This is a genomic window from Aquimarina sp. EL_43 (assembly GCF_943422735.1).
In the GTDB taxonomy this organism is placed as follows: domain Bacteria; phylum Bacteroidota; class Bacteroidia; order Flavobacteriales; family Flavobacteriaceae; genus Aquimarina; species Aquimarina megaterium.
The window spans coordinates 4,505,498-4,531,722 of record NZ_CALSBR010000001.1 but is presented as its reverse complement, the minus strand read 5'-3'; the positions used below and the strand labels follow the sequence as shown (position 1 = coordinate 4,531,722).

Here is a 26,225-nt window from a genome sequence, read left to right as displayed (position 1 = left end):
AAAAAAGTTGAGTTTGTGTTAGTACATATTTAAGTTTAAGAATCCCAAATTGCGCCATATGCTGGTATCCCTCTACTTTCCATTCCGTAGACTACTTTCCAGGTAAGTTTTTTATTAGAAATACATATTACTGCTTCTGCATCAAAATCTTTATATGCTTTGTATGCAAGTTTCACCATATCGGGTTTTCCATGTGCATCTGTATCCCATATGATAGCTTCTGGTTGTGATTCGAGAATTTCTTCTACCAATTCATCTCCATATGTTTTTCTTGGATTTCGCGTTGCCCATATTAAACGAGCGGGAGTTTCTCTAGAAAAAAGATGTGGTAAACATGGGCCAATACCGCTACCTGTTGCTACCCAAATGACCTTTTTAAATAGCTTATCAACATTCCCTACTCCTGCGGTAGTAATTCCCTTAACCCACAAGTATTTTGGCATATCATCAATAAGTTCACCTGTCCAGTCCCCTGCTCTCGAGATAGTTAGTCGAAATCCATCTCTGCCTGGTTCTGGTACATTTGCAAAAGAATGCCACTCCATTAAAGGATCTCTACTAATCGCCGTAGAGGAGCCGGCAAAAGGAGTTTCTCCATAATTGAATCTTGCCAGAATAACATGATTTGATGGTCTTGTAATATCGACTTCTACTTTTTTTAGTCTTAACCATGGTAATACAATACTAATCGTTATTACTGTTAATGCCCAAAAACTAAAAGAATCGAATACGTTTTCTAAAAAAGGTTGCTCTGAACCATTCTCGCTTAATATAAGCATCGTTTGTACCCAAAATAATATTAGCGCTGTCCATCCACCAAATCGATGCGTTTTTTCAAAACTATTATGAAATTTTGCTCTTAATCTTGGCAAAGCCATAATAATCATAAAAACTAAAATTCCTGTAAGCATTGTAGTTACCCATAACAATGTAATGTCCTTAGAAGTTTCATTTTGAGGATTAAAAAAATCATAATATAAGGATCCCATAAACACTATAAACCAAAGGGTTCCACTTATTGTCCCACCGATATGAATTCCTCCAAAATGATATATTTTCCCTGCTCTTCTTCTTATCGACAAAGGCCAACTTGTAGGAATACTAGTAGCAACCCAAAACAAGAAATTAATAATATATTGTTGTCTAATAAGGATCCCTATTGTAAAGTTAATCAATGTGATTTTAGAGATAATATCCAAGCGCATTTCTTGCTGAGACCACCAATTACCCTCTGTTGCCCCATAGATCATTATTCCTATATTTGCTATTAAAAGCAGTGCAAATAAACGATAGTAGTGCATTAGTTTTTCTCCTTTCCATATCCTACTAAAAGATTTTTTTTGAGGAGGTAACTGTACCATTTCTAAATTAGGAATTTCATCATTTTCTACAGGTTTTTGACCTGTTATTGAGGAGGTTGTTTTTTCTTCCTGTTCTTGTTTAAGAGGGATCAGATTCATTAATTTCGTTTTATCTATTTTACCACGGTCTGTCATTGGAAGTTCTGGCATAGCGACCACTATTGCAGGAACACAGTAGTATGGGAGTACTTCTTCTACCTGTTTTTTAACTTTTTCCTGGTCAATATCCTCTGGGCTTACAAAGGATATTAAAGTTCTATTATCTATTTTTAAAGTAGCTGCTCTTTTACTTTCTGGCATTTTCTCTATAATAGAGGATACAGAATCCAATTCTACTCTAAACCCGCATATCTTTACCTGATCATCGGTTCTTCCCAAATGTTCTAATTCACCATCTAAAGTCCATCTTCCCAAATCTCGTGTTCTGAACATTTTTTTACCTTGACCCAGAAATGGGTCATCTACATATCTTTCATTTGTTAACTCTTGATTATTGATATATCCGTGAGTTACACAAAGACCTCCTGCCCACATTTCACCAGGTTCGCCTATGCTACAGGGTTTCAAGTTTTCGTCTAAAACATATACTGTATTATTTGGTGTAGGTTTTCCTATGGTAAGTAATTCATCTGTTGGAAAAAACCGCTTTACGGTATTGATAATTGTAGTTTCGGTAGGTCCACAAGAGTTATGAAAAGCACAAAACGAAGACCATTTTTCTGCTAAAATCCTAGGACAAGGTTCACCTGCAACTATAGCTACGCGAACATTCTGGCAACGAGTAACATCTAAAGAACTAAGAATCGTTGGTGTAGAAATCACTACATCTACCTCACTTACTGTTTCTTGAATATTTTTTCCGCGTATAACTAAGGTAGCTCCGTTTGCCAAACTCCCCAGAATTTCCCAAACAGACATATCAAAAGCAATGCTTAAAATTTGTCCTACTTTTAATCCAGGTCTCATTCCTAAATTACCCGGTGACGTAAGGAGTATATTACACGTATTTCCGTGGCTAACCTGGACTCCATTAGGATCTCCAGTTGTTCCTGATGTAAAAATTATATAGCAAATATCATTTTCGGTGACAGGTACACTTGGTAGTATAATTTCCTTATTACTATTTGTATTTGATTTTAAAAAATCATCTATTACAATAAGTTTATTATCGTTTATTGCGGGTACTAAATCTTTAAACTCTGATAAAGTGAGTACTAATTTTATACTTGCCGACTTGACAACATACCTTAATTGCTCATCTTTGGCTAGTCCGATATGCTGAGGAACATAAGCACCTCCTGCTTTTAAGATGGCCAATATCCCTACTAACATTGGTATTGATCGTTGAACAAATAATCCAACATTATCACCTTTTTGAACTCCATTTTTTATGAGTTCTAAAGCCAGTAAATTTGCCTGATGGTCTAATTCTTTATAAGTGATTACCTCACCTAAATAACTAGCAGCAATAGCGTTAGGATTTACCTTGGCATGAGCCTCAAATGCATGATGTATGCATCTATACGGAACTCTGGTTATTGGTCCTTGACCAAATCTTTGAAAAAGATATTGATCTGATAATGATAAATTTGCTATTGTAGATTTTATAAAAGTATCGCCCGGTACTAAGGGTATATGCCCAAAAGTGTCACGTACTTCTGCTTCAGAAGTAGCATGAGAAACTGTAGTTTCCATAATAAAAATACCTTTCTAATTTAATCTACTAAATGAAATTATCTGATATCGACTTCTGGGAATACTATTTTTATAGAGGTCGTATATACCTCTACACGTTGAGTTTGTGCGCTTCATGAGTTTGTGCAAATTAAGAGTTAATATTTGTTGCATCGAAATTAGAAACGCATAGAAATTATTGATATAAAAATTCTAACACTTAATCATTTTTATTTTAGTTATGATTAGTATGATATTACATTTTTAGCGTAAAAAGAATGTGTTTAAGTCACAATAAAAAACTTAATTATCTGTTAACAATTCGATTTTTTAACATTTATTTAATGAAAGTTAGTAAATAATTCAATTTCTAAAAATAACCCCTATTATGTGCTTTGAATTATTAAACATTCTAGTAAAAAACAATCAATACAAGTGTAACATTTATTATCAAAATGAGATTATAAAAAGTACTGGGGCATGCTCTAAGAAGATCTATCTTATTAAGAATGGAGTTATGAAAATTGGTTGTTTTACTGACCACGGAGCGGAGGTAGTTCTTATTATATTGACAAAAAATCAAGTTTTTGGAGCAAGCTCTATTTTTATAGACTTTTGTTCATATTGTATATATGAATCTCTTAGTGAAGAAACAAAAGTGTATGAATTTGATAAAAACATCATACAAAAAACGATAAAAAAAAACCCTAATCTTTATAAAGATTTTTTGTCAATACTAGGTAAGGAATATCAGGAATATGAAAACAGAATAAAAACACTTCAGATTCAATCTGCAGAATTACGGTTGATAAAAGTGCTCTTTGAATTTAAAGAAAAATTTGGGAGTCCTTACAATTCTGAAAAAATTATTATAAACTCTCCTCTTAATCAAAATGAGTTGTCTAATTACATTAGGGTTTCTAGAGTAACAGCCAATAAAATCATTAATAAATTTAATAGTAACCTTTTGTTAGAATATAGCAACAAAAGTATTATCATAAAGAAGTCTTTCTTTGATAACTATAAGCAATATAATGTATAATATTTTTACCCTATTATTATAACTTATAACCAAAAGAGAGTTGAATATTCCTATTACTTCCTTTTGCTCCTCCAGGAATATCTTCATCATCTATAATATTAGAGACCCCAAAACCATATCGTAAATCGGCAAAGAAATTCTCTGTAATACGTACTCCAACACCTGCAACTGCAGATAAGTTAAATGTGTTAAAATTGGTTTCTCCTGTCGAATTATCTTCCCATTCCCATATTTTAAGCCCTACTTGAGGGCCAACATGCACATTAAACAATTCAGAAAAATTATATTTAAGCACTATTGGTAATTGAAGATAGTCTACTCTTAGGGATTCGTCATCATTACCTAAAGAAGAATATTGAAACTCTGGTTGAACACTCCATTTTTGGTTAATAGGAATTTCTGCTAAGAACCCTGCTACTATACCAAATCTGCTATCTTTAAGGTTTTCGGGAATATCATCAGAACTAATAGAACTAAGGTTAGCTCCAAGTCTTATTCCATATGCAACCTCTTGAGCTTGAGATTTTAAAACAACAAACATTAATAAAACCACAGCGAATAGTACTGTTTTTTTCATAGTATAAATATTAGGTTACGGTTCAATTTAGTACAAAATAATGGATTTTCATTAACATTTTAGAGCTCCACACAGATTATTACTCTCTAAAAATCGATAAAACGTATTACTTATGAATTTCAACGATTATTTAGTTTTTCATTATATAATGATTTTATAATCCCGTCTGATAGACCAATTTTTGGAACAAAGATTTCTCTAGAACCACTCCATTTCATTGCCGAAAGATATATTCGAGTAGCTGGAATAATCACATCTGCTCTATCTTGATTTAAATTAAGTTGCCAAATTCTTTCTTCATAGGTTAAAGAATTAAGCAATTTATAATATGAACTTAGGTATAAAAAAGATAGTGATTTACCCATTCTTTTACCACTATTCTTAAAAATATTATTAATGTTTCCTCCAGATCCAATTAATGAAACTTTACGATAGCCTATAATACTTTCCTTAATCCAATCTTCTACATTTTTCCATACTTCATCAGAAACCAGATTATTAAGAAGTCTTACTGTTCCTAATTTAAAAGATCTGGATTTAACAGTATTTCCATTATGGTATAATGTAAACTCTGTACTACCACCTCCAACATCTACATATAGATATGTGGCATCTGTATTTATCAACTCGTGTAAATCGGTCATTGCAATTATAGCGGCTTCATCTTTACCATCTATAATATCTATTTGAATACCTGTTTTCTCTTTTATAAGGTGAGCTACTTCTTCTCCATTCTCAGCTTCTCGCATAGCAGATGTTGCACAAGCTTTATATCTAATCACTTTATGCGTTTTCATTAATAGCTGATACGCCTGCATAGCGTCTATCATTCTAGTAATATTTTCATGAGAAACCCGTCCGGATTTAAAAACATCTTCTCCTAATCGTATGGGTACTCTAACTAGGCTTGTTTTTTTAAATCTAGTAGTTTTTCCTTTCTCTTCATGAATACTACTTATTAATAATCGTACTGCATTGGAACCTATATCTATGGCTCCATATTTTTCTATAGTTAACAAAATAATTAATTTCCTAGTTTTTTTAAATAATAGTCGTATGTGGCTTTTTGTGATCTTACTTTCTCATTGTCGTTTTTAATGTACACATTATCTTGCTCTTTAGAAAGCCTTCTGGCTTTAACATTATCATTCCAGCAAATATCAAAAGTATCCATTAATTCTAATTTGATATCCTCATCATAGATGGGACAAGAAATTTCTACTCTTCTATCTAAGTTACGTGTCATCCAATCTGCCGATGATATATATACTTTTGGCTCTCCTCCGTTTTGAAATATGTATAATCGCGTGTGCTCTAAAAACTTATCTATTACACTTATTGCTCGTATATTTTCACTCATTCCCGGAATACCAGGTATCAAACAACAAATACCTCTAATAATTAAGTCTATTTTCACTCCTGCTCTACTTGCTTCATATAGTTTATCTATCATATCATAATCACTCAGGCTATTTAATTTTAGTTTAATTCCTGCAGGTTTACCTTCTTTTACATTTCTAATTTCTTTTTCTATTAGTTTTACCAGAGAAGATCTTGTGTAATGTGGGGACACCAATAAATGTTTATAGCGGTTTATTTTATAATTTATTTCAAAAAATTTAAATACTCTATTGGTTTCCTTCAGAATAGATTCATTGGTTGTAAACAAAGTATAATCGGTATAGATTTTTGCTGTAGATTCATTAAAATTTCCTGTACTTATAAAACCATATCGTTTAAGTTTTCCTTTTTCTTCTCGTTCGATTACACATGCTTTACAATGTACTTTAAGCCCGGTAACTCCAAAAATCAAATGTATACCTTCTCTTTGCATTTGCTCTGCATAACGAATATTTGCAGCTTCGTCGAAACGAGCTTGTAATTCTATTTGCACAGTAACATTTTTACCATTTTTGGCAGCATTTATAAGAGAACTGGCAATATGAGATATATTTGCCAATCTGTATATCGTAATTTTAATACTTTTTACTTTTGGGTCAATTGCTGATTCTCGTAAAAATTTTACGGTATATGAGAACGTGTGATAAGGTGTGTATTGCAGAAAATCTTTTTTGGCAATCTTATCTAATAAGCTTCCTTGCAAAACAAGACCAGGTATAGCTAAAGGTTTAATTGGTTGGTATACCAAGTTAATAGCGCCCAAATCTGGAAAATTCATATAATCTCTGCGATTATGGTATCTTCCTCCAGGAATAATACTATCTGTATTATCAACTCCCATTTTTTCCATTAAAAAATCAAGGGTATCTCTTTCGATAGTTTTATCATATACAAATCGAACTGGTTCTCCGTCACGACGAGATCGTACACTACTTGATATTTTTTGAATAAAACTTTTACTTAAATCATTATCAAAATCCAACTGGGCGTCCCGGGTTATTTTAATCATATGAGCTGACGCTCTAACATAATCAAAAATACTAAAGTTAATATGCATACAATACCTGATCAAATCATCTAAAATGATAATGAATTGTTTTCCATCCTTTTCTGGAAGTACAACAAATCGATCTGTATTTTTTGGTATCTCGATTAGTGCATATATTTTTTCTTTGGTGGTTTGTTGTAATATTTTGGAGATTCGTCCTTCTTTAGGGACTTTATCTTTTAGTACCAGTTTTACTGCCAAGTACGCTACACTATCTTTTAAATGAGGAAATTTTTCTAGATCATTTAGTATATAAGTAACTAAAGCTGGGCTAACTTTACTTACAAAATAGTTACGGATAAAGGCATCTTGATCTGGTGTAACCTGATTTTCATCAATAATAAAAATATTATGATTTTCAAGTTCAATTTTAATATTATCAATGGTTTTAAGGCTTTCTGCCTGTTGCTTGATAACTATATTTGTAATCTTTTCTAGTAGTTCGTTTGCCGTGGTACCCTTAAGTACATTTTTTCCATCCTTTCCTGCCAGGTCTATTCGTTTAATGGTAGCATACCTCACTTTAAAAAACTCATCCAAATTATTAGAAAATATCCCTATAAAACGTAATCTTTCTAACAGTGGAACTGTATCATCTGCAGCTTCTTGTAATACTCTCGCATTAAACTGAAGCCAACCTAATTCTCTATTAACATATTGATTTTTAATATTTTCTGTCATTATCTCAAAGATTTAGGAAAAATTGTTAATAAGTTTTTTCCTACAGAAATATTTTGCCACATATCCACTTCAAATTCTATAGCAACTACTCCAGCAGTCGGTAGATTATCTATATGTTGATCTCCATAAAGATTAGCGATCGAAGTAAAAGCATGATTATGTCCGAATATCATTAAAGTATTAATATCATTATGACAATTTTTTATTACATCAATAACCTGGGTTCCCTCAAAATCATAAAGTTTTGGTTCTAAAGAAAATATGTTTTCAGGAATATCTAAATGACTTACAATAATTTTTGCAGTACTATATGCCCTTTTAGCTGGGCTACATAAAACTTTATCAATCGGTCCTACCAGTGTTTTCAATTGCTCACCAACCAATCCGGCATCTCTTACTCCTCTATCATTAAGTGGTCTTTTATCATCCGATACATCAAATTCCCAAGAAGATTTTGCGTGTCTTATTATATATAAAGTTTTCATGAATCTGATACTATTTTAGCAAAAATGAAGTTATTTAATACAAGTTTAAGGATTCGTTTTTACAAATCTTAAATATAAGAATATAAAAAATCAATTTTTATGTAATTATAGCTAAGATTGGTTTTCATATTTAGCTGTTTTACTTATCAAATAATTAATATAAAAATAACAGACAAAAGAGCTAAAATAATGAAAATGAACATAATAAACACTTGATTTTAATCGATAAAAATGGTATTTACATCGAAAACATGTTTTTTTTCGTATAAAATTAAATGTTAAAATATAAATTTACATACGGTTTTCCCTTAAATCAGAGTGTTTCCCCCAAACATTATGAGCACAAATTTATCATAATATCAGTAGGGTAATAAAAAACAAGAAAGGTGGAAAAAGTGATTACTATAAAAAGAAATCTTAAATGGTTTCAAAATATGTTCCTACTTATTTTCATATGCAGTATTGGTTCTACAATTGCATATGGGCAAGTAGAGGTGCCTCTTAAGAAGCGTACAGAATTAACACTTAAGGGGGATTTCAAGTTTGTATCTAATACTGTTCTGGGTAAAGTTAGTAATGATGATGGAACTGATGTATTTGATCCTAATGAAAGCTACAATGATGGTGGATTAAATAACCTGTTTAAGATGGGTTTTATCGATATTGATAATGATCCAACTACTTTTAATTCTAGTAGTGCAGATTTGGATATTGATTCTAACTGTAATGCTATTAAACATGTTGGTTTATATTGGACAGCTGCTTATGCAGATGATAGCAGACAACATGATATTACTTCTATAAAAATAAAATATCCAGGACAACAATCTTATTCGACCATTAGTAATGGACAAATAATTCATGATTACTATAATGATAGTGAATCTTTGTTCAAACAATATTCTTGCTATAAAGATATCACTGCAGATATTTTAGAATTAGAAAACCCATTAGGAACATATACTGTTGCTAACATCCCTGCTACCACTAGTGCGATAAATGATGATGAAACTTTAGGTAATGGCCTTGCCGGTGGGTGGACAATGGTTGTAATTTATGAGGATGACACCAAACCAAGAAAAAGATTTTATGTATATGATGGGTTTGTAAATATTGACTCAAAAGCAAAACCTGTAGCTTTTTCTTTTAACAATTTTCAAACTATTCCTAATGGAGCAGTTCACGGGAAAATAGGTGTAATTGCTTATGAAGGAGACAAAGGAATTATAGGAGATCGTTTCCAGGTAATGTCTAATGAAACAAACAGATATAAAAGTCTTGCAGATGGTATTAATCCTATGAACAACTTCTTTAATGCCAATATCACCGAAAATGGAAAAAATGTAAAAACCAGAGTCCCTGCCAGCCAAAACACATTGGGATATGATGCCGATTTATTTGATATAAAAAATGTAAGAAATAGTATTATAGGCAACAATCAAACAGAAGCTAAATTTAGATTATCAACCAATAATGATGGGTATTCTGTCATGGCAGTTGCATTTAGTGTAGAAATATACGAACCTGCAATTCATATTGTAAAAAGATCAAAATATACTGCTAATAATCAATATATTCACCCAAATGATGTTTTAGCTCCAAAACAAGAAATAACGTATAATCTTACCATATATAATGATGGTAATGATGATGCAAAAAATACTATCATAAAAGATGTTTTACCAAAAAATGTAGTCTTTTCTGAAAAAACTATGATTTTACCCTCTAAAAGAATAAAGGTAAAATATGATAAAGCATCTCGAACATTAAACTTTATAGTACCTAATAAAATGGTAAAAACAGATAGTGAACCATTTAAAATTAGTTATAATGTGATTGTAGACACCGAATGTGAATCAATTAATACAATTGATGATATTCTTGTAGTGGATCAACCAGTGATGGCCGAGTTTAATGGAACGCTAAATGAAACCGTAAAATATTCTAAAGGGTATAATCATATCAACTCTTGCGAACTACCTGATTTCTATCAATTTAAGTTAGCTATAGATATTAGCGAATTAAACTGTCCTAATGCCAGCCGTCTTGTTTCTATTCCTAAAAAGAAAATGAATAGTCAATTTGCTGCAGTAATACCAGGAGAGATGGATGAGGTAACCAAATCTAATAACACCAAAAGTGGAGGTATTGCATCGGGAGATATTGTACAGTCTAGTGGCACACCCGATTCACCTTTAAAATCAGATTTAAAATTAACCAAAACCATAAATGATCTGATAAATTTGAATGAAATTTATTTTGATTTTGATAAATGGGATATCACCAAAAAAGCAGAAATTGAACTTGATAAAGTGGTAGATATTATGAATAATGACTACCCAAATATGGTAATCAAAATAGAAACACATTCTGATAGTCGTGGTGAAGAAAATTATAACCTAACGCTTTCTCAAAAAAGAGCAGAATCTATTTATAATTATCTGATAAGTAAAAATATATCTAAAAACAGAATTCTCTCTTATGTTGGATTTGGAGAAACCAGACCTGTTAATAACTGTAAAGATGGAGAAGACTGTTCTGAAGACCAATACCAAAAGAACAGACGTTCTAGTTTTGTAATTATGTAATCTTTTTCACGGAGACAATCTTTCTATCTGCCAATTCTTTTTTTGATTAGCATAACGAATTCGATCATGCAATCGATTAGCTCTACCTTGCCAAAATTCGAACTCAATAGGTGCTATACAATACCCTCCCCAAAATTTAGGCTTAGGTATATCGGTATCTTTATATTCCTTTTCTAAAGATTGTAATCGTTTTTCTAATGCTTCTCTTGATTTAATCACCTCGCTTTGATCAGATGCCAAAGCTCCTAATTGACTACCTCTTGGGCGAGATAAAAAATAACGAGTACTCTCTTGTTCTTCTATTTTTTGTGCTGTGCCTTTAATAATAACCTGTCGTTCTAAATTAGGCCAAAAAAAAGAAATACATACTTTATTATTAGCAGCTATAGCTTTGCCTTTTTCTGAAGAATAATTAGTATAAAACACAAAACCGTCTTCGTCAAAATGTTTTAACAATACTATTCTTGCTTTTGGAAATCCGTCTAATCCTGTGGTAGTTATTGTCATTGCATTAGCCTCATCAACTCCACCAGCCTCTTCTACCTCTGCAAACCATTCAGAAAAAAGCTTAAAAGGAGAATCTGGAAGATTTTCTTCCTCTAAAAAACTTTTTTCATATGACTTTCTGTACGCTGTTAGATCTCTATTCATTATCTCAAATTATTATGCAATTTACCTATTTTTAAAATATAGAAAACAATAATAAGTAGATAATTTTTACCATATCAATACTCAAACACTTTACCATCATCAGCTATTTCTACATCATCAAAAACAGTTTTTGCTTCTTCCCTAAAAAGTTCAATGTTTTCATACCTGGTAGAATAATGGCCCAAAATCAAGGATCCAACATTTGCCTTTTTGGCAATAGTAGCTGCTTCAATGGCCGAACTATGACCAGTTTTTGCACACAAATGCTTATGGCTTTCTAAAAAAGTAGATTCGTGATACAATACAGTAACGTCTTTGATTAAAGGAATTTTCTCTTCGTTATATTTAGTATCACTACAAAATGCATAGCTCTTAACGGGTTTAGGAGGATCAGTTAGCTCTTCATTAGAAATCACAGTGCCATTGTCTAAAACAACATCTTTTCCTTTTTTTATAGCACGATAATATGCCTTATCAATACCATAATCAGATACCTTGTCTATTAACAAGGTTCGATCTCCTGGTTTTTCCTGAAATAAAAACCCATTACAATATACTCTATGTTGCAAAGGTATTGTGTGTACTATTACTTTTTCATCTTCAAAAACAATTTCTGATTCTGTATTGGTAAGTTCATGAAAGTATAACGGGTAATCTGTCCACGAATTAGAAAGTTTTAATTGTAATGTAATAACTTCTTTTATTCCCTTAGGACCATGAATATGTAATGGTGCATCCCTACCAAGCAATCTAAAAGTAGATACTAATCCAATTAGTCCGAAAAAGTGGTCTCCATGAAGATGTGAAATAAAAATATGTTTGATTCTTGAAAACTTGATTTTATTTCGTCGTAATTCTACTTGAGTACCTTCACCACAATCAATTAAAAAGATATGGTTGTTTATTTCTAAGACCTGAGAAGTAGGATTTGTAAATGTTCGGGGAGTTGCAGAATAGCAACCTAAAATCGTAAGTTTCAAAATTATTTTTCCTATTTATTAAACAGGTTGTGAATATAATCTAATCTTATTTATAAATCAATTTAACGACCAAAAGAATCAAACGATGTTAATAATGATATATATCCTTTGGCATCAAGATTTCTTCTATACCCTGTTACTCCTAATACTTTTCCTTCCTTATCCAAAACTAGAATAACAGGAAAAACCCATTTTCTGTTATATTTTTGAGCAAGTACCTCATTTTTCTTTTGTTGAGTTAAAGAAAGTTTATTTTTTTTCCGCTTAGGGAAATCTGCCTTTACCCAAATAAATTTTTGATCAGCAAATTCTATAAACTCCTGATTAGAAAAAATATTTCTTTCTAATTTAATACAGGGTGGGCACCAATCTGATCCGGTAAAAAACAATACAATATTTTGATCTTTTTCTTTTGCTAATGACTTTGCTTCATCAAAATCATATTTCCAGTCCTGAGCAATAACATCATGACCAAAAAACACAAAAAAGAGTATACTTACAATTGGGGCTAATCTGTTCATAACCTATCAGACGAAAAGCAACATAAATAATTACAAAAAGTTGAGTTTTTTAAAAACCCAAATCTCTTTCTATTTCTTCCATCTCTACCAAATCATACGCTTCTTGTAGTGTAGGAACAATTGTTATTTCATGTAAGACTTCATCATAGGATATCTTATTTGTAACAATCACGAATGAATGTTTAGCGGCTTTATGCTTATTAGAAATCCTTAAAAATTCATTAACATCATCTACAGAGATTTGTTCTAATGAAAACAAGTTAACAATTATGTTATCATTTTCCAGGGAAGCATACTTGTCTTCAAGACCATTAACAAATTCAATAATTGTAGTTTTTTCTTGTGTGATTATAGTAGTAGAACCTTCTTTATTAAAAATCATAAATTATCGTTTAATTTTTGAAGCTAAAAGATATATTACAGCCATTCGCACTGCAACTCCATTCTGTACCTGATCCAATATTATGGCTTGGTTAGAATCAGCAACATCACTCGTGATTTCTACTCCACGATTGATTGGTCCTGGGTGCATGATTACAATTTCCTTATTCAGACTATCCAATAACTTTTTATTTACTCCAAATTGTTGGGTATATTCTCGTGTTGATGGAAAATAACTAATCTCCATTCTTTCATTTTGTACACGCAACATATTGGCTACATCGCACCACTCTAGTGCTTTTCTTAGATCTGTTTCGACCTCAACTCCTAATTTCTCGATATATTTAGGAATCAGAGTTTTGGGGCCACAAACTTTTACTTCGGCTCCTTGTAATTTTAAAGCAAAGATATTAGAAAGTGCAACTCTAGAGTGCAAAATATCTCCTACAATCACAACCTTCTTTCCTCCTACCTCTCCTAATCGTTCACGTATAGAATAGGAGTCTAGTAAAGCTTGTGTAGGATGCTCATGAGCACCATCCCCTGCATTAACAATACTTGCATCAACATGTTTAGAAAGAAAAACCCCGGCTCCCGGATTAGGATGCCTCATGACTACCATATCTACTTTCATAGAAAGAATATTATTAACGGTATCAATGAGTGTTTCTCCTTTCTTTACAGAAGAAGATGCTGCAGAAAAATTAATTACATCTGCAGAAAGTCTTTTTTCTGCTAATTCGAAAGATAATCTTGTTCTTGTACTATTTTCAAAGAAAAGATTCGCAATCGTTATGTCTCTAAGCGAAGGAACTTTTTTAATTGGCCGATTAATAACTTCTTTAAAGTGATCAGCAGTCTCAAAGATTAAATCAATATCTTCTTTATTTAGATATTTTATTCCCAATAAGTGATGTACACTTAATTCGCTCATTCGTCTTAATTTATAATTTTAAATAAAACAATCTTATTTAGAGATCTTAATTTTCTATTAAATACACGGCATCTTTGCCATCATTTTCTATCCAATCTACTTTTACTTTTTCTTGATTTATAGCATCTACCTGGCGACCTCTATAATTAGGCTGTATAGGTAAATGTCTACTAAAACGCCTATCAATTAATGTTAGTAGTTCGATTTCTTGTGGTCTTCCAAAGGATTGCACAGCTGTTAAAGCTGCTCTAATACTTCTCCCAGTATACAGCACATCATCAATAAATACAATTCGCTTATCTTCTACTACAAAATCTATATGAGTTTTATTAGCCTCAAGAATTTTTTCTCCTCTCCTAAAATCATCTCGATAAAATGTAATATCAAGGTAACCTAATTTGACATCTGTTACCATATAGTCATCAACCAAAATTTTCTTAATACGATCGGCTAAAAAAGCTCCTCTTGGCTGAATACCAATTAAAACAGTATCTCTAAAATGCGTGTGATTTTCAATTAATTGACAAGCCAAACGGTGCAGAATTATATCAATCTCTTTCGCACTAAGTAGTAATTTTTGACTCATAATCTCCAAATGGATATCTGGAATACAAAAGTAGTGAAATTTTAGAACAATACAATTCAATTTCTAAATAACATACTATAGAAAATCTACTTTGCAGAAAACACATTAATGTGAATTAGTCGTTCTAAATTCGTAGTATCTATAAAAGAGGTGAATTCAATAAAATTAGCTATAAAAAAGGCGTAATTGTCGTATTACGCCTTCATCAAATAATCCTTTACACTATATTCCCCCTGCTAATAATACAAACGAGTTTTTGGATACCGGAGAAACTTCATAATTCTTTATATTCTCAATAGTTTCCATGTATTTTTCAGCTTCTAAAAATGCTGTTTCCAAAGCACTTAAATCTGAGCTTTCTTGTACCACAATAGTTTTAGACATAATACCACCATCTGTATATTCTATTGTTATTTTCCATTTTTTGATAGAATGAAAACTTTTATTCTCAACTGCTTTTTTTGTTTTTTTACTTTTTGGTTCAGTATCTGTATTCTTTTTTACAGATGTTATAATCGCTTTATCATTTGCTACAACTGCCAACCTATTTGTTTCTTTGGCATTTGCCTGAATGATTATTAAAAAATTTAATGTAAATATGATTACCCTGTTTATATTTTTCATTTTAAAAAACGTTTATGATTTTTTACAATGCAAATATCAGGAAGCTTCATCCTTAGTACTATACCACTAATAGTGAAAATGTCGTCCCGTTTTTCAGGGATATAAAAACATCATAATTCAACCACGTCAATACATTATCATATAGTAATATCATTATATTATGATTCAATAACCGTGTTATTTCTTTTTGCGATATATATCAAAACCCCATGTATAATTACGATCACAGCATATTTAAAGAAAGTAGAGCTGTAATTTTACATAGAGTAAACTCAAAATAGACAGGGGTCACAACAACCCTGAATACAGTGTATTCTAAAAAACAAAAGGCCGTTCGTAAGAACGGCCTTTGCTATATTAAAAAGTGTTGAGAAACTAGTTCCCTCCTTTTTCCATCTTAGCTTTAAGATCTGCTAATGCATCGATATCTCCAAGCGTTGTTTTTTCTGCTGAACCTGTAGCAGCTTTCTTCGCAGCTTGTTTAACGATTTTAGCTTCTTCTTCTTTGAATAAAGCTGTATGAGAAGCAACCACTCTCTTGAATTCTTTATTGAATTCAATAATTTGGAACTCTGCCTCATCGCCTTTCTTAAGCTTGCTTCCATCTTCTTTTTCAAGATGACGAGAGGGTACAAAAGCAACAACATCTTCGTTGAAATCTATAGTAGCACCTTTGTCTACAATTTCACCGATGGTTGCAGTATGCTTAGTTCCTAAAGCAAATTCTCCTTCATATTTATCCCAAGGATTATCTTCTGTTTGCTTATGACCAAGACTTAACTTACGTCCTTCTACATCAAGCTCAAGAACAATTACATCAAGTTTATCACCTACATTAGTAAAGTCTGATGGGTGCTTAATTTTCTTAGTCCATGAAAGATCTGAGATATAAATTAAACCATCGATACCTTCTTCTAATTCTACGAATACACCAAAATTAGTGAAGTTACGAACGATACCATTATGCTTAGATCCAACAGGATATTTAGTCGTAATATCTGTCCATGGATCTGGAGTTAATTGCTTGATACCAAGAGACATTTTACGCTCTTCTCTATCTAAGGTAAGAATTACTGCTTCTACCTGATCACCTACTTTTACGAAATCTTGTGCAGAACGTAAATGTGTAGACCAAGACATTTCTGAAACGTGAATTAATCCTTCTACTCCTTCTTCAACTTCAATAAAAGCACCGTAATCAGCAATTACAACAACTTTACCTTTAACCTTATCACCTACTTTAAGTTCTTTATCAAGAGCTTCCCATGGGTGTGGTTTTAATTGTTTAAGACCTAATTGAATACGAGTCTTAGCCTCATCAAAGTCTAAGATAACTACATTCAACTTCTGATCAAGTTCAACGATCTCATTTGGATGATTGATTCTAGACCAAGAAAGATCTGTAATATGAACTAATCCATCAACTCCTCCAAGATCAACAAATACACCGTAAGAAGTAACATTCTTAACAGTACCTTCTAATACTTGACCTTTTTCTAATTGACCAATAATTTCTTTTTTCTGCTCTTCGATATCTGCTTCGATAAGTGCTTTATGTGATACAACAACGTTTTTGAATTCGTGGTTTATTTTTACCACTTTAAATTCCATTGTTTTTCCTACATACGCATCATAATCACGAATTGGCTTCACATCGATCTGAGAACCTGGTAAGAATGCTTCGATACCAAATACATCTACGATCATACCACCTTTGGTTCTACATTTTACAAAACCATTTACGATTTCACCTGTATCATGAGCACCATTTACTCTATCCCATGCTTTAATTACACGAGCTTTACGGTGAGATAAAATTAATTGACCTGTTGCATCTTCACGCACATCAATTAAAACCTCTACCTTGTCTCCTACTTTAAGATCTGGGTTATAACGAAATTCGTTTAATGAGATAACACCTTCACTTTTGGCATTGATATCAATAATAGCATCACGATCTGTGATGTTAATTACTGTTCCATCTACTACCTCATCATTTAGGGTATCTACAAAATTCTCGGCAACTAACTTTTCAAACTCTTCAAGTTTCGAATCAGCGATAGGATCTATCCCTTCTTCGTAGTTATGCCAATTAAAATCTTTTAGGAATTGTTCAGGGTTTGCTTGTTGCGGAGTTTCAGCTACTGCTTTCTTCTCTACTTCCTGAACGTCTGTGTTTTTTGTTTCTTCAGACATTGAAGATAAAATTTGTATCCTGTATATTATTGAGAATCAAGACGAAAATTATACAGAAGTATTAATTAAATTTACACTATGTCCTTTTTAATTCTCTTATCCGTTAAAAAGGAGTGCAAAAGTACAATTTAATTTATTAGAAAACAAAAGATTATAATGCGTTTCAGCAAATTACTAATACCTAACAATTTCGAATTCACTTCTTCGATTGGTTTGATGATCTTCTTCTGTACACACCTTACTATCACAGTCGATTAAAGGTTGAGATTCTCCAAACCCAACAAACTGCATTCTTCTTGCATTTACATATCCCACCAAAGCTAGATAATTACGAGTAGATTCTGCTCTTTTGGCTGATAATATCTGATTATATGATTCTGTACCTCTACTATCGGTATGAGAACTTATATTAATATAAACGGTTTTATATCGCTCTAACTTTACTGCAAGTTTATCCAGTACTTTTTTAGAATCAGCCCGTATATTCCATTTATCATAATCAAAATAAATTGGAGGCATATCAAAATATAGTTTTCCATTCCTTTCGATAACCGGAGGGCCATCCTTATCTGCAAGAAGAATTTCTCTTAGCCTGGTTTTGGTAATTTCTTCTTTCCTACGTTCTGTATTAGATTCACTGATTCGGGTACGCTCACTAATATTAGTACTATCGTTGATCTGTGTCCTATTTTTATCATCGCTCTCATCTGTTATAACAGCATCTTTTGCTCTATCTAAATAAATGATGTAGGTCTCTTCTTCCTTCTCTTTAACCACCAGCGGCTTCGTTCTCGTTTTATATTTATTTGCAGAAGCTTTAAAGTTATATCTCCCAGGAAATATTTTAATATCAAAAGCTGCAATAGAATCTAATTGCCCCTCATATACCTTTATATTATCATTATTATACAAGACAACATCTGGATTAGCTATATAATTATCGGTTGCATAATCCCGAACTTCAAAACGTGCTCTATACTCTCGTGGGAAAATATCTCCAATTTGAGAAAAAGTATAAATATCATCTCCTGCTTTTTTTCGATTTGAAGCAAAGAAACCATCTGTTTCATTGTAATAAGTTATAGAAAAATCATCGTAGCTAGAATTAATTGGCGCTCCCAGGTTAATAGGTTTTATAAATTCTCCTCTTCTTAATTCTGAAACAAATATGTCCATCATACCTAATCCTAAATGCCCATTTGAAGAAAAGAATAGATTTCCTTTTTCTGAAATAAACGGAAACTGTTCTCGATTCTCGGTATTAATTGTTGGCCCTAAATTAGTTGGCTCGCCATACGTACCATCCTGATTTACAGCAACAAAATAAATATCAAAATCTCCATATCCTCCAGGCATATTAGAACTAAAATACAATGTATCCCCCACTGCACTTAATGATGGGTGCTCAATAGAATAGTTTACATTATTAAATTCTAATTTCTCTGGCTCACCCCATTTACCATCAACTTTAGCAGCCTTATATAAATGAATAGCATTATTATTAATACTATCAAATTTCTTTTTTCCTTTTTCAGAATTACTTTTAGATAGGTAGATTGTATTTCCGTCTGCGGTAAAACAAAAATTACCTTCATGAAGTTTTGAATTAATTTCTTTGGAAATCATTTCAATTTCGGAAACAGGCTTATTATCCTTGTCTACTCTCACTTTATAAATATCCAAAAATGGTCGATGTGTCCATCTATAATTCTTGTCCAATGGACCATAAGGACGTCTATCGGTAGTAAAATAAAGAATACTATCTCTCCTAATAGCTCCAAACTCTGAGGCTTCAGAATTAAAAATAGCACTTGCTATAGTATAATCGTCATCTTTCAATTTAAAATCTTCTATTGTAGAAATCGCATCAGAGGCGCTAAAATCTCTTATGGTATTATTTGATTTATACAAAGAGAGATATTCTACAGATTTTTCATATTCTCCTAAAGCAGACAACACCTGATACATCATAAAGTTATACTGATTATCGTATGTTTTATCCTTATCATAAAATTTACCAGAAGTTAATACCTTTAAATATCGATACGCTTGCCTAAATTGAAAAGTATTATAGTATGAGGTGGTAATATTTTTAAGGATATGTTTGGTATATCCTTCCTGATTTAACTCTTCTTCGTATTGCAGTGCTGCATTTATATAATCTCCTTTTTCAAAAAAACGATCTGCTCTGCTTTTTTGTTGGGAAAAGGTAAACTGAGTAATCAGTATAGTTAGTATCAATAATATCTTAGCTTTTATCATCTAGAAAAATCTTGGAGAGGAATATTTATTACTAAACTTAAGAAGGTCAAAATTAAACAGTATTACAATTTCATGACTTCCATTATTATAACCGCTTAAGTCACTAACACTAAAATCATAAGAATATCCAACTTTTAGGTTTTTTGTAATATTAAAGCCTGCCAAAGCAATAAAAGAGTCTGTATACCTATAAGATATTCCTAATTCGAACTTATCATAAATCAAAGAGTTTAGTGAAAGATCAAAGGTTAAAGGAGAATCTAAAACCTGCTTAATAACCATCGAAGGTTTTAATTTCACTTCATCAACAAAGTCAAAAACATAGCCAGCAATTCCATATATATGTGTCTTTGTTTGCGCAACACCAATACCATCGATATCAATATCACTAGGAAGTAAATTAGGGGAAGATATACCTGCATAAAAATTATTAGTAAACAAATACAAACCAGCTCCAATATTTAATTGTGTGGTTGATGTATTATCTGCAAATGCAGGATCGTTCGCGACATCAGAACCAGAAGGATCAATTTTAAAATTATTAATACCTGCTTTCAATCCGTATGATAATCGAGTTTGATCAGAAATCTTTGTGATATACGCAAAATCAACGTTTATATAATCATTATTAACTGGGATAGCGTCTCCTATCCTATCATTTACATAATTTACACTTAGCTCAATTTTTTCACTCATAGGAATATTAGCAAATATATTAGCTGTTTGGGGGGCTCCTTCAATCCCTGTCCATTGTCTTCTGTATAATAACCCGGTCGAAATCAGACCACTTTGACCTGTAGCATATGCGGGATTAACCGTACTCATATTATACATATATTGAGAATATTGTGGTTCCTGCTGGGCATAGACCATCGAGCAGAAAATTATTGACATTATAAAAACTAACTTCAATTTCATTGGTTTATCTGCTTAGGTAAAAACTTCCTTGTATAGGTAAATTATTTTCAAAATTTGGAACAAAAACATAAAAGTATGTTCCCGAAGGAAGATCGTCTCCTAACTGTACTGATACATTGCTTTCTCCTCTAAATTCTTCTGTATTAATATTTCCTTCATAGACAAGACTACCATATCTATTATATATTTTCAAATCAAAATCGGGAAATGCTTCTGGGATATTATATACCTCTTCTATCAACAAATCAAAAGTATCATTCTGACTATCACCGTTTGGTGATACTCCATCCTGAAAATCAAGAGTACACAATTCTCCATTGGCAAACCTCTCTCCGGTATTTAGTATATTTATCGGAACTTCAAGACGTTCGGATTCACAATTATTTGCATCAATTGCAGCAATATAATATACCTGATTATCAAAAAGTAAAGGGTTATCAATAATAGGAATTTCACTTTCTAAAGTAGTATACCAGTTATAGTTTAGAACATCAACTTCAATATCTTCTAATCTGGTGGCATCAAGAATACAAAATTCCTGAGGGGGTACGTTAGGGATTGGTAAATCCACAATTTGTATGGCTACATTTAAAGAAGATTGGTCACAAGGCAGCGTATTTGCTATTATATATCTGAAATTATAAATATTGTTTGTTAATGTCTCAAACTCTACTACTCCATCTACGCTTAATGCACCTGTATTATCGGTATCTTCAAAAACTCCAGTACGTGGAGTATCTCTATCTAAAAGTGAATATAAGTTAACCCTACCATCGATTTTACAGAAAGTTTCACTTCGATCATTGCCAATTTCTACCGGTTCTACAATAGTAATAGTTACTGTAGATTGATCTGATGCAGAACACCCCGCATTACCCGGCACTACATATATATAATCACCTGCTCCCAAAACCGGTAATAAAACATTACTTGAATCAAAAACACCTAAATGATCTGGTGATGTATATCCAAAAGGGCCTGCCCAGGTTCCTGTTGTACTTGGATTGCCTCCCAAAAGATCAAAAAGAGTTATCGTTAAATCATCTGAGCAGAGTGTTGCGCTTGCATCTTCTCCTGCATTAGATAATTTGTTAATTGTAAATATTAAATCTGCACTATCAACACATCCATTTACTGTATTTGTTGAATACGTAAATGTAAATGTTTGTGAAGTACTGCTATTCGGAAAAACAAATGTATTATCAATTACATCTCCTGCTGTGTTTGTCCAAACTCCTGTAGTTGCTATTGTATTACCATTAGTTCTTAATAAGCTTCTAAGATCTACCTGCCCTTGAGATTCGCATAAATTGATATCTTTTGTATCTTCTCCTGCATAGTCAAATCCAAATATTTGAACTTCTACTCTGGCGGTCATAATATTACAAGGGTGTTCACAATAAAAATCTGCCATTACATCAGTCTCATAGGGATCACAAAAAGAACTGGGATCGCTATTGATATTAGGACTCACTGCATACTCAAAAATATAAGTGCCTGGATCTGCACCAAAGGTATTTACAGTTCCTCTGTGTGTGTAAGGTTTTAATGGATCAGGAGGTGATAAAACATGTAACCCTAAATCTGATGCACCAGAAACTAAACGCCAATTCGTACTTCTATCACTAAAATATTCGAATGGTATGCCATTTTCTGTAGTAAATTCTAACAAATCATATAAATCTATCGTTCCTGGAATATTATTACATATTTGAAAAGGAGGATCCTTTTGGTTAAATGGCCTTAGCTGTTCATAAAGCACAAAACTAACTTTTGTAGTTTTATCATCACACACCGCAGAACGTTGCTCTACACTATAAACAAAATCAAATTGCTCTCTTCCAAATCGTAAATTATTACCACTAATAAGGTTATCATAAATCGCTCTCAAATTAACCATAGAGTCTTGCGAATTCTCAATTTGTCCTGTAGGTTCTGGCAACCAGATTCCTTCAATATCTTCTCCTAATAAATACAGATCATTAGTTAAATCTATATCGGCATCATATACTCCAGCCAAAAGATCGTCTTCACAAATATGAGTAGGTTCTGATTCTCCCGAATCTACTTGTCTAACCATTGCCACTCTCACTGTAGTTTGCTCTGCAATACATCCTGAAACCCCAAAAACTGTATATGTTAATTCAAAGACCTCCTGATCTACTAGTGGCACTCCCGGCTGATAAGGAATATCTACTAAGAGTACAGAACCATTAATTCCTCCAAAATTAGGACTAGATCCGTTATATGTCCATTCTCCATTTAAATGTGGAGAGGGTGTATTACTATCTAATGCAAACGCACTAAACAAATCAAAGCCATCAAAATCACAACCTTGAGCATTTACATTATTTGGGCCAGATGGTGGTAATGCAACTCCAGAAAATGGGCCAAGAATTAGTCGCGCAGTTCTAACCGGATCTGTACCACAGGTAGCAGCATTCATCAATTCGAAAAAATAATCATTTTGAGTCGCTACTGTAGTTGCTCTTTTTAATGCCCATGTAGACAAATTACCCGTTGCCTCATCAAAAGCTGATCTAAATCTTGGATCTATACGCCATGTACCATCTGCTAATGTAGTACCCGTTTCATTATATAAATTGATAATCCCGTCGGGGCCATTAACTCCATCGAAGTCTATATTTTCCATATCACACTTTTCTATAGTGGTGAGACCTAGATTACATTGTGAATGTATTCTCTTAGTAATTAGTGATACGGCAAATAATAGAACTAGTAACTTGCTAGTATATTTCAAAATTGGATTTATTTAATAAATATTAGACATCTAAAATATTTTACTAAAAATAGATACAAATCTTACAATTAAATGAAGATTCAACAAGGGTAGGAAAATTTTGACAGCAAATATAAATATTTTTTTCGTGTCAAATCTCAATATAAAATATTTCCTACACTTCAATACAAGCAAAACTAAGATCTTGATTTCAAAACTCCCACAACATCTTTTAACTCATATCCTTTTGCTTGTAACAGTATCAAATAATGAAATAACAAGTCTGCACTTTCGTTTAAAAACAACTCTTCATTATCATCCTTAGCTTCTATAACTACTTCTACAGCTTCCTCCCCTACCTTTTGTGCTACTTTATTAATTCCTTTCCTAAATAACGATGCTACATATGATGTAGAATCATTCTGATTTTCTTTTCGACTTCTAATCACATCTTCAAGTTCTGACAAAAATCCGTAAGATTGTTTATTATCTTCATCCCAACATGTATCTGATCCTTTATGACAAGTTGGGCCTACTGGATTCACTGTAATCAAAAGGGAATCATTATCGCAATCATTCTTTATGTCTACTAGATTCAAAATGTTACCACTTTCTTCTCCTTTTGTCCATAATCTATTTTTGGTGCGGCTAAAAAAAGTAACTTTTTTCGTTTCTACAGTCGTATGATATGCCTCTTGATTCATGTATCCAAGCATTAATACATTCTTAGTTATTGCATCCTGTATAATAGCGGGAACAAGTCCGTCACTATTTTTATTGAAATTTATTTCCATAATCTAATACACTTCGAGAAGTTTTATACGATATCAAAATTTATATCATTTGTTTTTACCTATCGAAGATTCTTTTTTATAATCGCACAGGGATTTTATTATCCTGTAACTTCTTTTTTAAATCTTTAATTTCTATTTCTTTAAAGTGAAAAACACTTGCTGCTAGTGCTGCATCTGCCTTACCTTCTTTAAACGTATCTACAAAATGTTGAACATTTCCTGCTCCACCAGAAGCAATTATAGGGATATTTAGTTCTTCTGATAGTATAGACAATGCCTCATTTGCAAACCCGTCTTTGGTACCATCATGATCCATAGATGTAAACAATATCTCTCCAGCACCTCGTTTTTCTACTTCTTTTGCCCAATCAAACAAATCCAACTCTGTAGGCACTTTGCCTCCTACTAAATGTACTATCCATTTATCATCGATTTGTTTTGCATCTATAGCTACAGTAATACATTGTGATCCAAATTTTCCTGCCAGATCATTAACTAGTTGTGGGTTCTTTACCGCAGATGAATTTATAGATACTTTATCGGCTCCATTTTGCAATAAAACATCTACATCTTCAATAGATGAAATTCCTCCTCCTACAGTAAAAGGGATATTTACTTTTTCTGCTACTTTAAGCACTAATTCTGCTAATGTTTTACGACGTTCTTCTGTTGCAGAAATATCCAAAAACACTAATTCATCGGCACCTGCTTTTGAATACGCATCAGCAAGTTCTACAGGGTCGCCTGCATCTCGTAGATCTACAAAATTGACTCCTTTTACGGTACGCCCATTTTTGATATCTAAACATGGTATAATTCTCTTTGTTAACATAATTCTTTTTTACTCAGTTCTTTTACAGTGCGATCTCTAATTACTTCTTGAGCTTTATGTACTATAGACTTCAGTTTTTCAAAAAGTTGCTTTTCTGCAGATTTATTTTCAGAAGAAACAGCAAGCTTTTGATCCATTTTTTTATGCTTTTAACAGGATATATTCTTCTAATTGTTTCAAGCTTATTTTATGTTCATAAATCGCTTTTCCAATAATAGTTCCTTCACAACCAATTTCTGCTAGTTTTGGCAATTCATCAAAGGTAGAGATTCCTCCTGATGCTATTAACTTAAGATTGTCTGTTTGGTTTAAAATCCTTTGATACAGCTCAAATGAAGGTCCTTGTAGCATCCCGTCTTTACTAATATCGGTACAAATCACATAAGTTATTCCTTCTTTCTGATACTCCTGAACAAACGGAATTAATTCTTTGTTACTTTCTTCTAACCATCCACTTACTGCAATTTTTTCATGATGCGCATCAGCTCCTAAAATGATCTTATCTGTTCCATACTTTTGTAACCACGATGTAAAAATTTCGGGATCTTTTACGGCAATACTTCCTCCTGTAATTTGATTTGCTCCACTTTCAAAAGCGATTCTAAGGTCATCATCGGTCTTAAGACCTCCTCCAAAATCAATTTTCAAGCTTGTCCTTGATGCGATTTGCTCTAGTACTCTATGATTGACTATATGTTTAGATTTTGCTCCGTCTAAATCCACTAAATGTAAATATTCGATTCCATGGGCTTCAAATTCCTTAGCTACTTCTAATGGGTTTTCATTATATATCTTTTTTGTGTTATAATCTCCTTTCGAAAGACGAACACATTTTCCGTCGATAATATCTATAGCTGGTATTATTCTCATAGTTTTACGGTATTATGTCTTAAGTATTATGCTATAAGATTTCTTCCAAACATTTAAATTCTCAAATTTGTTCATACTA

22 protein-coding genes are annotated in these 26,225 nt (G+C 32.3%); 2 read left to right on the top strand and 20 right to left on the bottom strand.

The window, feature by feature from the left end:
* Positions 1 to 35: 35 nt before the first annotated feature.
* Positions 36 to 3,056 (bottom strand): amino acid adenylation domain-containing protein, encoded by a 3,021-nt coding sequence (locus NNL09_RS19455; protein WP_196910220.1) that lies wholly within the window; start codon positions 3,054 to 3,056, stop codon positions 36 to 38.
* A 367-nt stretch (positions 3,057 to 3,423) separates the two neighbouring features.
* Between NNL09_RS19455 and NNL09_RS19450 the strand changes: the two genes are divergently transcribed.
* Positions 3,424 to 4,077, top strand: coding sequence for a Crp/Fnr family transcriptional regulator (locus tag NNL09_RS19450; protein WP_025663743.1), 654 nt, complete (start codon positions 3,424 to 3,426; stop codon positions 4,075 to 4,077).
* A 16-nt stretch (positions 4,078 to 4,093) separates the two neighbouring features.
* On the opposite strand, the gene NNL09_RS19445 is transcribed toward NNL09_RS19450, so the two are convergent.
* The 4 genes from NNL09_RS19445 to NNL09_RS19430 all read right to left on the bottom strand — a co-directional run bounded on the left by NNL09_RS19445 (position 4,094) and on the right by NNL09_RS19430 (position 8,269).
* Positions 4,094 to 4,654, bottom strand: coding sequence for a porin family protein (locus NNL09_RS19445; RefSeq protein ID WP_196910221.1), 561 nt, complete (start codon positions 4,652 to 4,654; stop codon positions 4,094 to 4,096).
* A 119-nt stretch (positions 4,655 to 4,773) separates the two neighbouring features.
* Positions 4,774 to 5,673, bottom strand: coding sequence for an exopolyphosphatase (locus tag NNL09_RS19440; RefSeq protein WP_196910222.1), 900 nt, complete (start codon positions 5,671 to 5,673; stop codon positions 4,774 to 4,776).
* A 5-nt stretch (positions 5,674 to 5,678) separates the two neighbouring features.
* Positions 5,679 to 7,784 carry a polyphosphate kinase 1 gene (gene ppk1 / locus NNL09_RS19435; RefSeq protein WP_035094920.1) on the bottom strand — a complete coding sequence of 702 codons (2,106 nt, stop codon included), beginning with the start codon at positions 7,782 to 7,784 and terminating at the stop codon, positions 5,679 to 5,681.
* Positions 7,784 to 8,269 carry a histidine phosphatase family protein gene (locus NNL09_RS19430; protein ID WP_025663739.1) on the bottom strand — a complete coding sequence of 162 codons (486 nt, stop codon included), beginning with the start codon at positions 8,267 to 8,269 and terminating at the stop codon, positions 7,784 to 7,786. Before NNL09_RS19430 ends, ppk1 begins: the two co-directional genes overlap by 1 nt.
* Before the next feature lie 386 nt (positions 8,270 to 8,655).
* On the opposite strand from NNL09_RS19430, the gene NNL09_RS19425 reads away from it, so the two are divergent.
* Positions 8,656 to 10,857 carry an OmpA family protein gene (locus tag NNL09_RS19425; RefSeq protein ID WP_025663738.1) on the top strand — a complete coding sequence of 734 codons (2,202 nt, stop codon included), beginning with the start codon at positions 8,656 to 8,658 and terminating at the stop codon, positions 10,855 to 10,857.
* 6 nt (positions 10,858 to 10,863) lie between these two features.
* On the opposite strand, the gene pdxH is transcribed toward NNL09_RS19425, so the two are convergent.
* From pdxH to hisA, 15 genes are all read right to left on the bottom strand, one after another.
* The gene (gene pdxH, locus NNL09_RS19420; protein ID WP_196910223.1) at positions 10,864 to 11,508 is read right to left on the bottom strand and encodes a pyridoxamine 5'-phosphate oxidase; all 645 of its coding nucleotides are present in this window, start codon (positions 11,506 to 11,508) and stop codon (positions 10,864 to 10,866) included.
* A gap of 74 nt (positions 11,509 to 11,582) precedes the next feature.
* Entirely contained in the window at positions 11,583 to 12,488 is a 906-nt protein-coding gene (locus tag NNL09_RS19415; RefSeq protein WP_025663736.1) for a ribonuclease Z, read from the bottom strand.
* A gap of 62 nt (positions 12,489 to 12,550) precedes the next feature.
* Entirely contained in the window at positions 12,551 to 13,009 is a 459-nt protein-coding gene (locus NNL09_RS19410; RefSeq protein ID WP_025663735.1) for a thioredoxin family protein, read from the bottom strand.
* Positions 13,010 to 13,058: 49 nt separating this feature from the next.
* Positions 13,059 to 13,391: a hypothetical protein gene (locus NNL09_RS19405; protein WP_025663734.1), complete on the bottom strand. Its 333-nt coding sequence runs from the start codon at positions 13,389 to 13,391 to the stop codon at positions 13,059 to 13,061.
* A 3-nt stretch (positions 13,392 to 13,394) separates the two neighbouring features.
* Positions 13,395 to 14,324: an aspartate carbamoyltransferase catalytic subunit gene (locus tag NNL09_RS19400; RefSeq protein WP_025663733.1), complete on the bottom strand. Its 930-nt coding sequence runs from the start codon at positions 14,322 to 14,324 to the stop codon at positions 13,395 to 13,397.
* Between the two features lie 46 nt (positions 14,325 to 14,370).
* Complete coding sequence (pyrR, locus tag NNL09_RS19395; protein ID WP_025663732.1) at positions 14,371 to 14,910, bottom strand: bifunctional pyr operon transcriptional regulator/uracil phosphoribosyltransferase PyrR; 540 nt, start codon at positions 14,908 to 14,910, stop codon at positions 14,371 to 14,373.
* Between the two features lie 222 nt (positions 14,911 to 15,132).
* Positions 15,133 to 15,534: a hypothetical protein gene (locus NNL09_RS19390; RefSeq protein WP_025663731.1), complete on the bottom strand. Its 402-nt coding sequence runs from the start codon at positions 15,532 to 15,534 to the stop codon at positions 15,133 to 15,135.
* A 375-nt stretch (positions 15,535 to 15,909) separates the two neighbouring features.
* Positions 15,910 to 17,730, bottom strand: coding sequence for a 30S ribosomal protein S1 (gene rpsA / locus NNL09_RS19385; RefSeq protein WP_025663730.1), 1,821 nt, complete (start codon positions 17,728 to 17,730; stop codon positions 15,910 to 15,912).
* A gap of 174 nt (positions 17,731 to 17,904) precedes the next feature.
* Complete coding sequence (locus tag NNL09_RS19380; RefSeq protein ID WP_196910224.1) at positions 17,905 to 19,992, bottom strand: OmpA family protein; 2,088 nt, start codon at positions 19,990 to 19,992, stop codon at positions 17,905 to 17,907.
* Positions 19,993 to 20,910 carry a type IX secretion system membrane protein PorP/SprF gene (locus tag NNL09_RS19375; protein WP_025663728.1) on the bottom strand — a complete coding sequence of 306 codons (918 nt, stop codon included), beginning with the start codon at positions 20,908 to 20,910 and terminating at the stop codon, positions 19,993 to 19,995. It abuts the gene before it with no gap.
* A gap of 4 nt (positions 20,911 to 20,914) precedes the next feature.
* Positions 20,915 to 23,563: a gliding motility-associated C-terminal domain-containing protein gene (locus NNL09_RS19370; protein WP_196910225.1), complete on the bottom strand. Its 2,649-nt coding sequence runs from the start codon at positions 23,561 to 23,563 to the stop codon at positions 20,915 to 20,917.
* A 284-nt stretch (positions 23,564 to 23,847) separates the two neighbouring features.
* Entirely contained in the window at positions 23,848 to 24,444 is a 597-nt protein-coding gene (gene hisIE / locus NNL09_RS19365; RefSeq protein ID WP_196910226.1) for a bifunctional phosphoribosyl-AMP cyclohydrolase/phosphoribosyl-ATP diphosphatase HisIE, read from the bottom strand.
* 76 nt (positions 24,445 to 24,520) lie between these two features.
* Positions 24,521 to 25,276, bottom strand: coding sequence for an imidazole glycerol phosphate synthase subunit HisF (gene hisF / locus NNL09_RS19360; RefSeq protein WP_196910227.1), 756 nt, complete (start codon positions 25,274 to 25,276; stop codon positions 24,521 to 24,523).
* Positions 25,270 to 25,413, bottom strand: coding sequence for a hypothetical protein (locus NNL09_RS19355; protein WP_160170046.1), 144 nt, complete (start codon positions 25,411 to 25,413; stop codon positions 25,270 to 25,272). Before NNL09_RS19355 ends, hisF begins: the two co-directional genes overlap by 7 nt.
* Positions 25,414 to 25,417: 4 nt before the next feature.
* Positions 25,418 to 26,146, bottom strand: a complete 729-nt coding sequence (hisA, locus tag NNL09_RS19350) for a 1-(5-phosphoribosyl)-5-[(5-phosphoribosylamino)methylideneamino]imidazole-4-carboxamide isomerase (RefSeq protein WP_196910228.1) — start codon at positions 26,144 to 26,146, stop codon at positions 25,418 to 25,420.
* Positions 26,147 to 26,225 lie beyond the last annotated feature (79 nt).

Coding starts and splice junctions, on each gene's coding strand:
- NNL09_RS19410 (WP_025663735.1), bottom strand. CDS start 13,009: ATGAACAGATTAGCCCCAATTGTAAGTATACTCTTTTTTGTGTTTTTT.
- NNL09_RS19390 (WP_025663731.1), bottom strand. CDS start 15,534: ATGAAAAATATAAACAGGGTAATCATATTTACATTAAATTTTTTAATA.
- NNL09_RS19430 (WP_025663739.1), bottom strand. CDS start 8,269: ATGAAAACTTTATATATAATAAGACACGCAAAATCTTCTTGGGAATTT.
- NNL09_RS19400 (WP_025663733.1), bottom strand. CDS start 14,324: ATGAGCGAATTAAGTGTACATCACTTATTGGGAATAAAATATCTAAAT.
- NNL09_RS19355 (WP_160170046.1), bottom strand. CDS start 25,413: ATGGATCAAAAGCTTGCTGTTTCTTCTGAAAATAAATCTGCAGAAAAG.
- NNL09_RS19375 (WP_025663728.1), bottom strand. CDS start 20,910: ATGAAATTGAAGTTAGTTTTTATAATGTCAATAATTTTCTGCTCGATG.
- pdxH (WP_196910223.1), bottom strand. CDS start 11,508: ATGAATAGAGATCTAACAGCGTACAGAAAGTCATATGAAAAAAGTTTT.
- NNL09_RS19455 (WP_196910220.1), bottom strand. CDS start 3,056: ATGGAAACTACAGTTTCTCATGCTACTTCTGAAGCAGAAGTACGTGAC.
- hisA (WP_196910228.1), bottom strand. CDS start 26,146: ATGAGAATAATACCAGCTATAGATATTATCGACGGAAAATGTGTTCGT.
- pyrR (WP_025663732.1), bottom strand. CDS start 14,910: ATGAGTCAAAAATTACTACTTAGTGCGAAAGAGATTGATATAATTCTG.
- rpsA (WP_025663730.1), bottom strand. CDS start 17,730: ATGTCTGAAGAAACAAAAAACACAGACGTTCAGGAAGTAGAGAAGAAA.
- NNL09_RS19405 (WP_025663734.1), bottom strand. CDS start 13,391: ATGATTTTTAATAAAGAAGGTTCTACTACTATAATCACACAAGAAAAA.
- NNL09_RS19450 (WP_025663743.1), top strand. CDS start 3,424: ATGTGCTTTGAATTATTAAACATTCTAGTAAAAAACAATCAATACAAG.
- hisIE (WP_196910226.1), bottom strand. CDS start 24,444: ATGGAAATAAATTTCAATAAAAATAGTGACGGACTTGTTCCCGCTATT.
- ppk1 (WP_035094920.1), bottom strand. CDS start 7,784: ATGACAGAAAATATTAAAAATCAATATGTTAATAGAGAATTAGGTTGG.
- NNL09_RS19370 (WP_196910225.1), bottom strand. CDS start 23,563: ATGGAAAATATAGACTTCGATGGAGTTAATGGCCCCGACGGGATTATC.
- NNL09_RS19380 (WP_196910224.1), bottom strand. CDS start 19,992: ATGATAAAAGCTAAGATATTATTGATACTAACTATACTGATTACTCAG.
- NNL09_RS19445 (WP_196910221.1), bottom strand. CDS start 4,654: ATGAAAAAAACAGTACTATTCGCTGTGGTTTTATTAATGTTTGTTGTT.
- hisF (WP_196910227.1), bottom strand. CDS start 25,276: ATGTTAACAAAGAGAATTATACCATGTTTAGATATCAAAAATGGGCGT.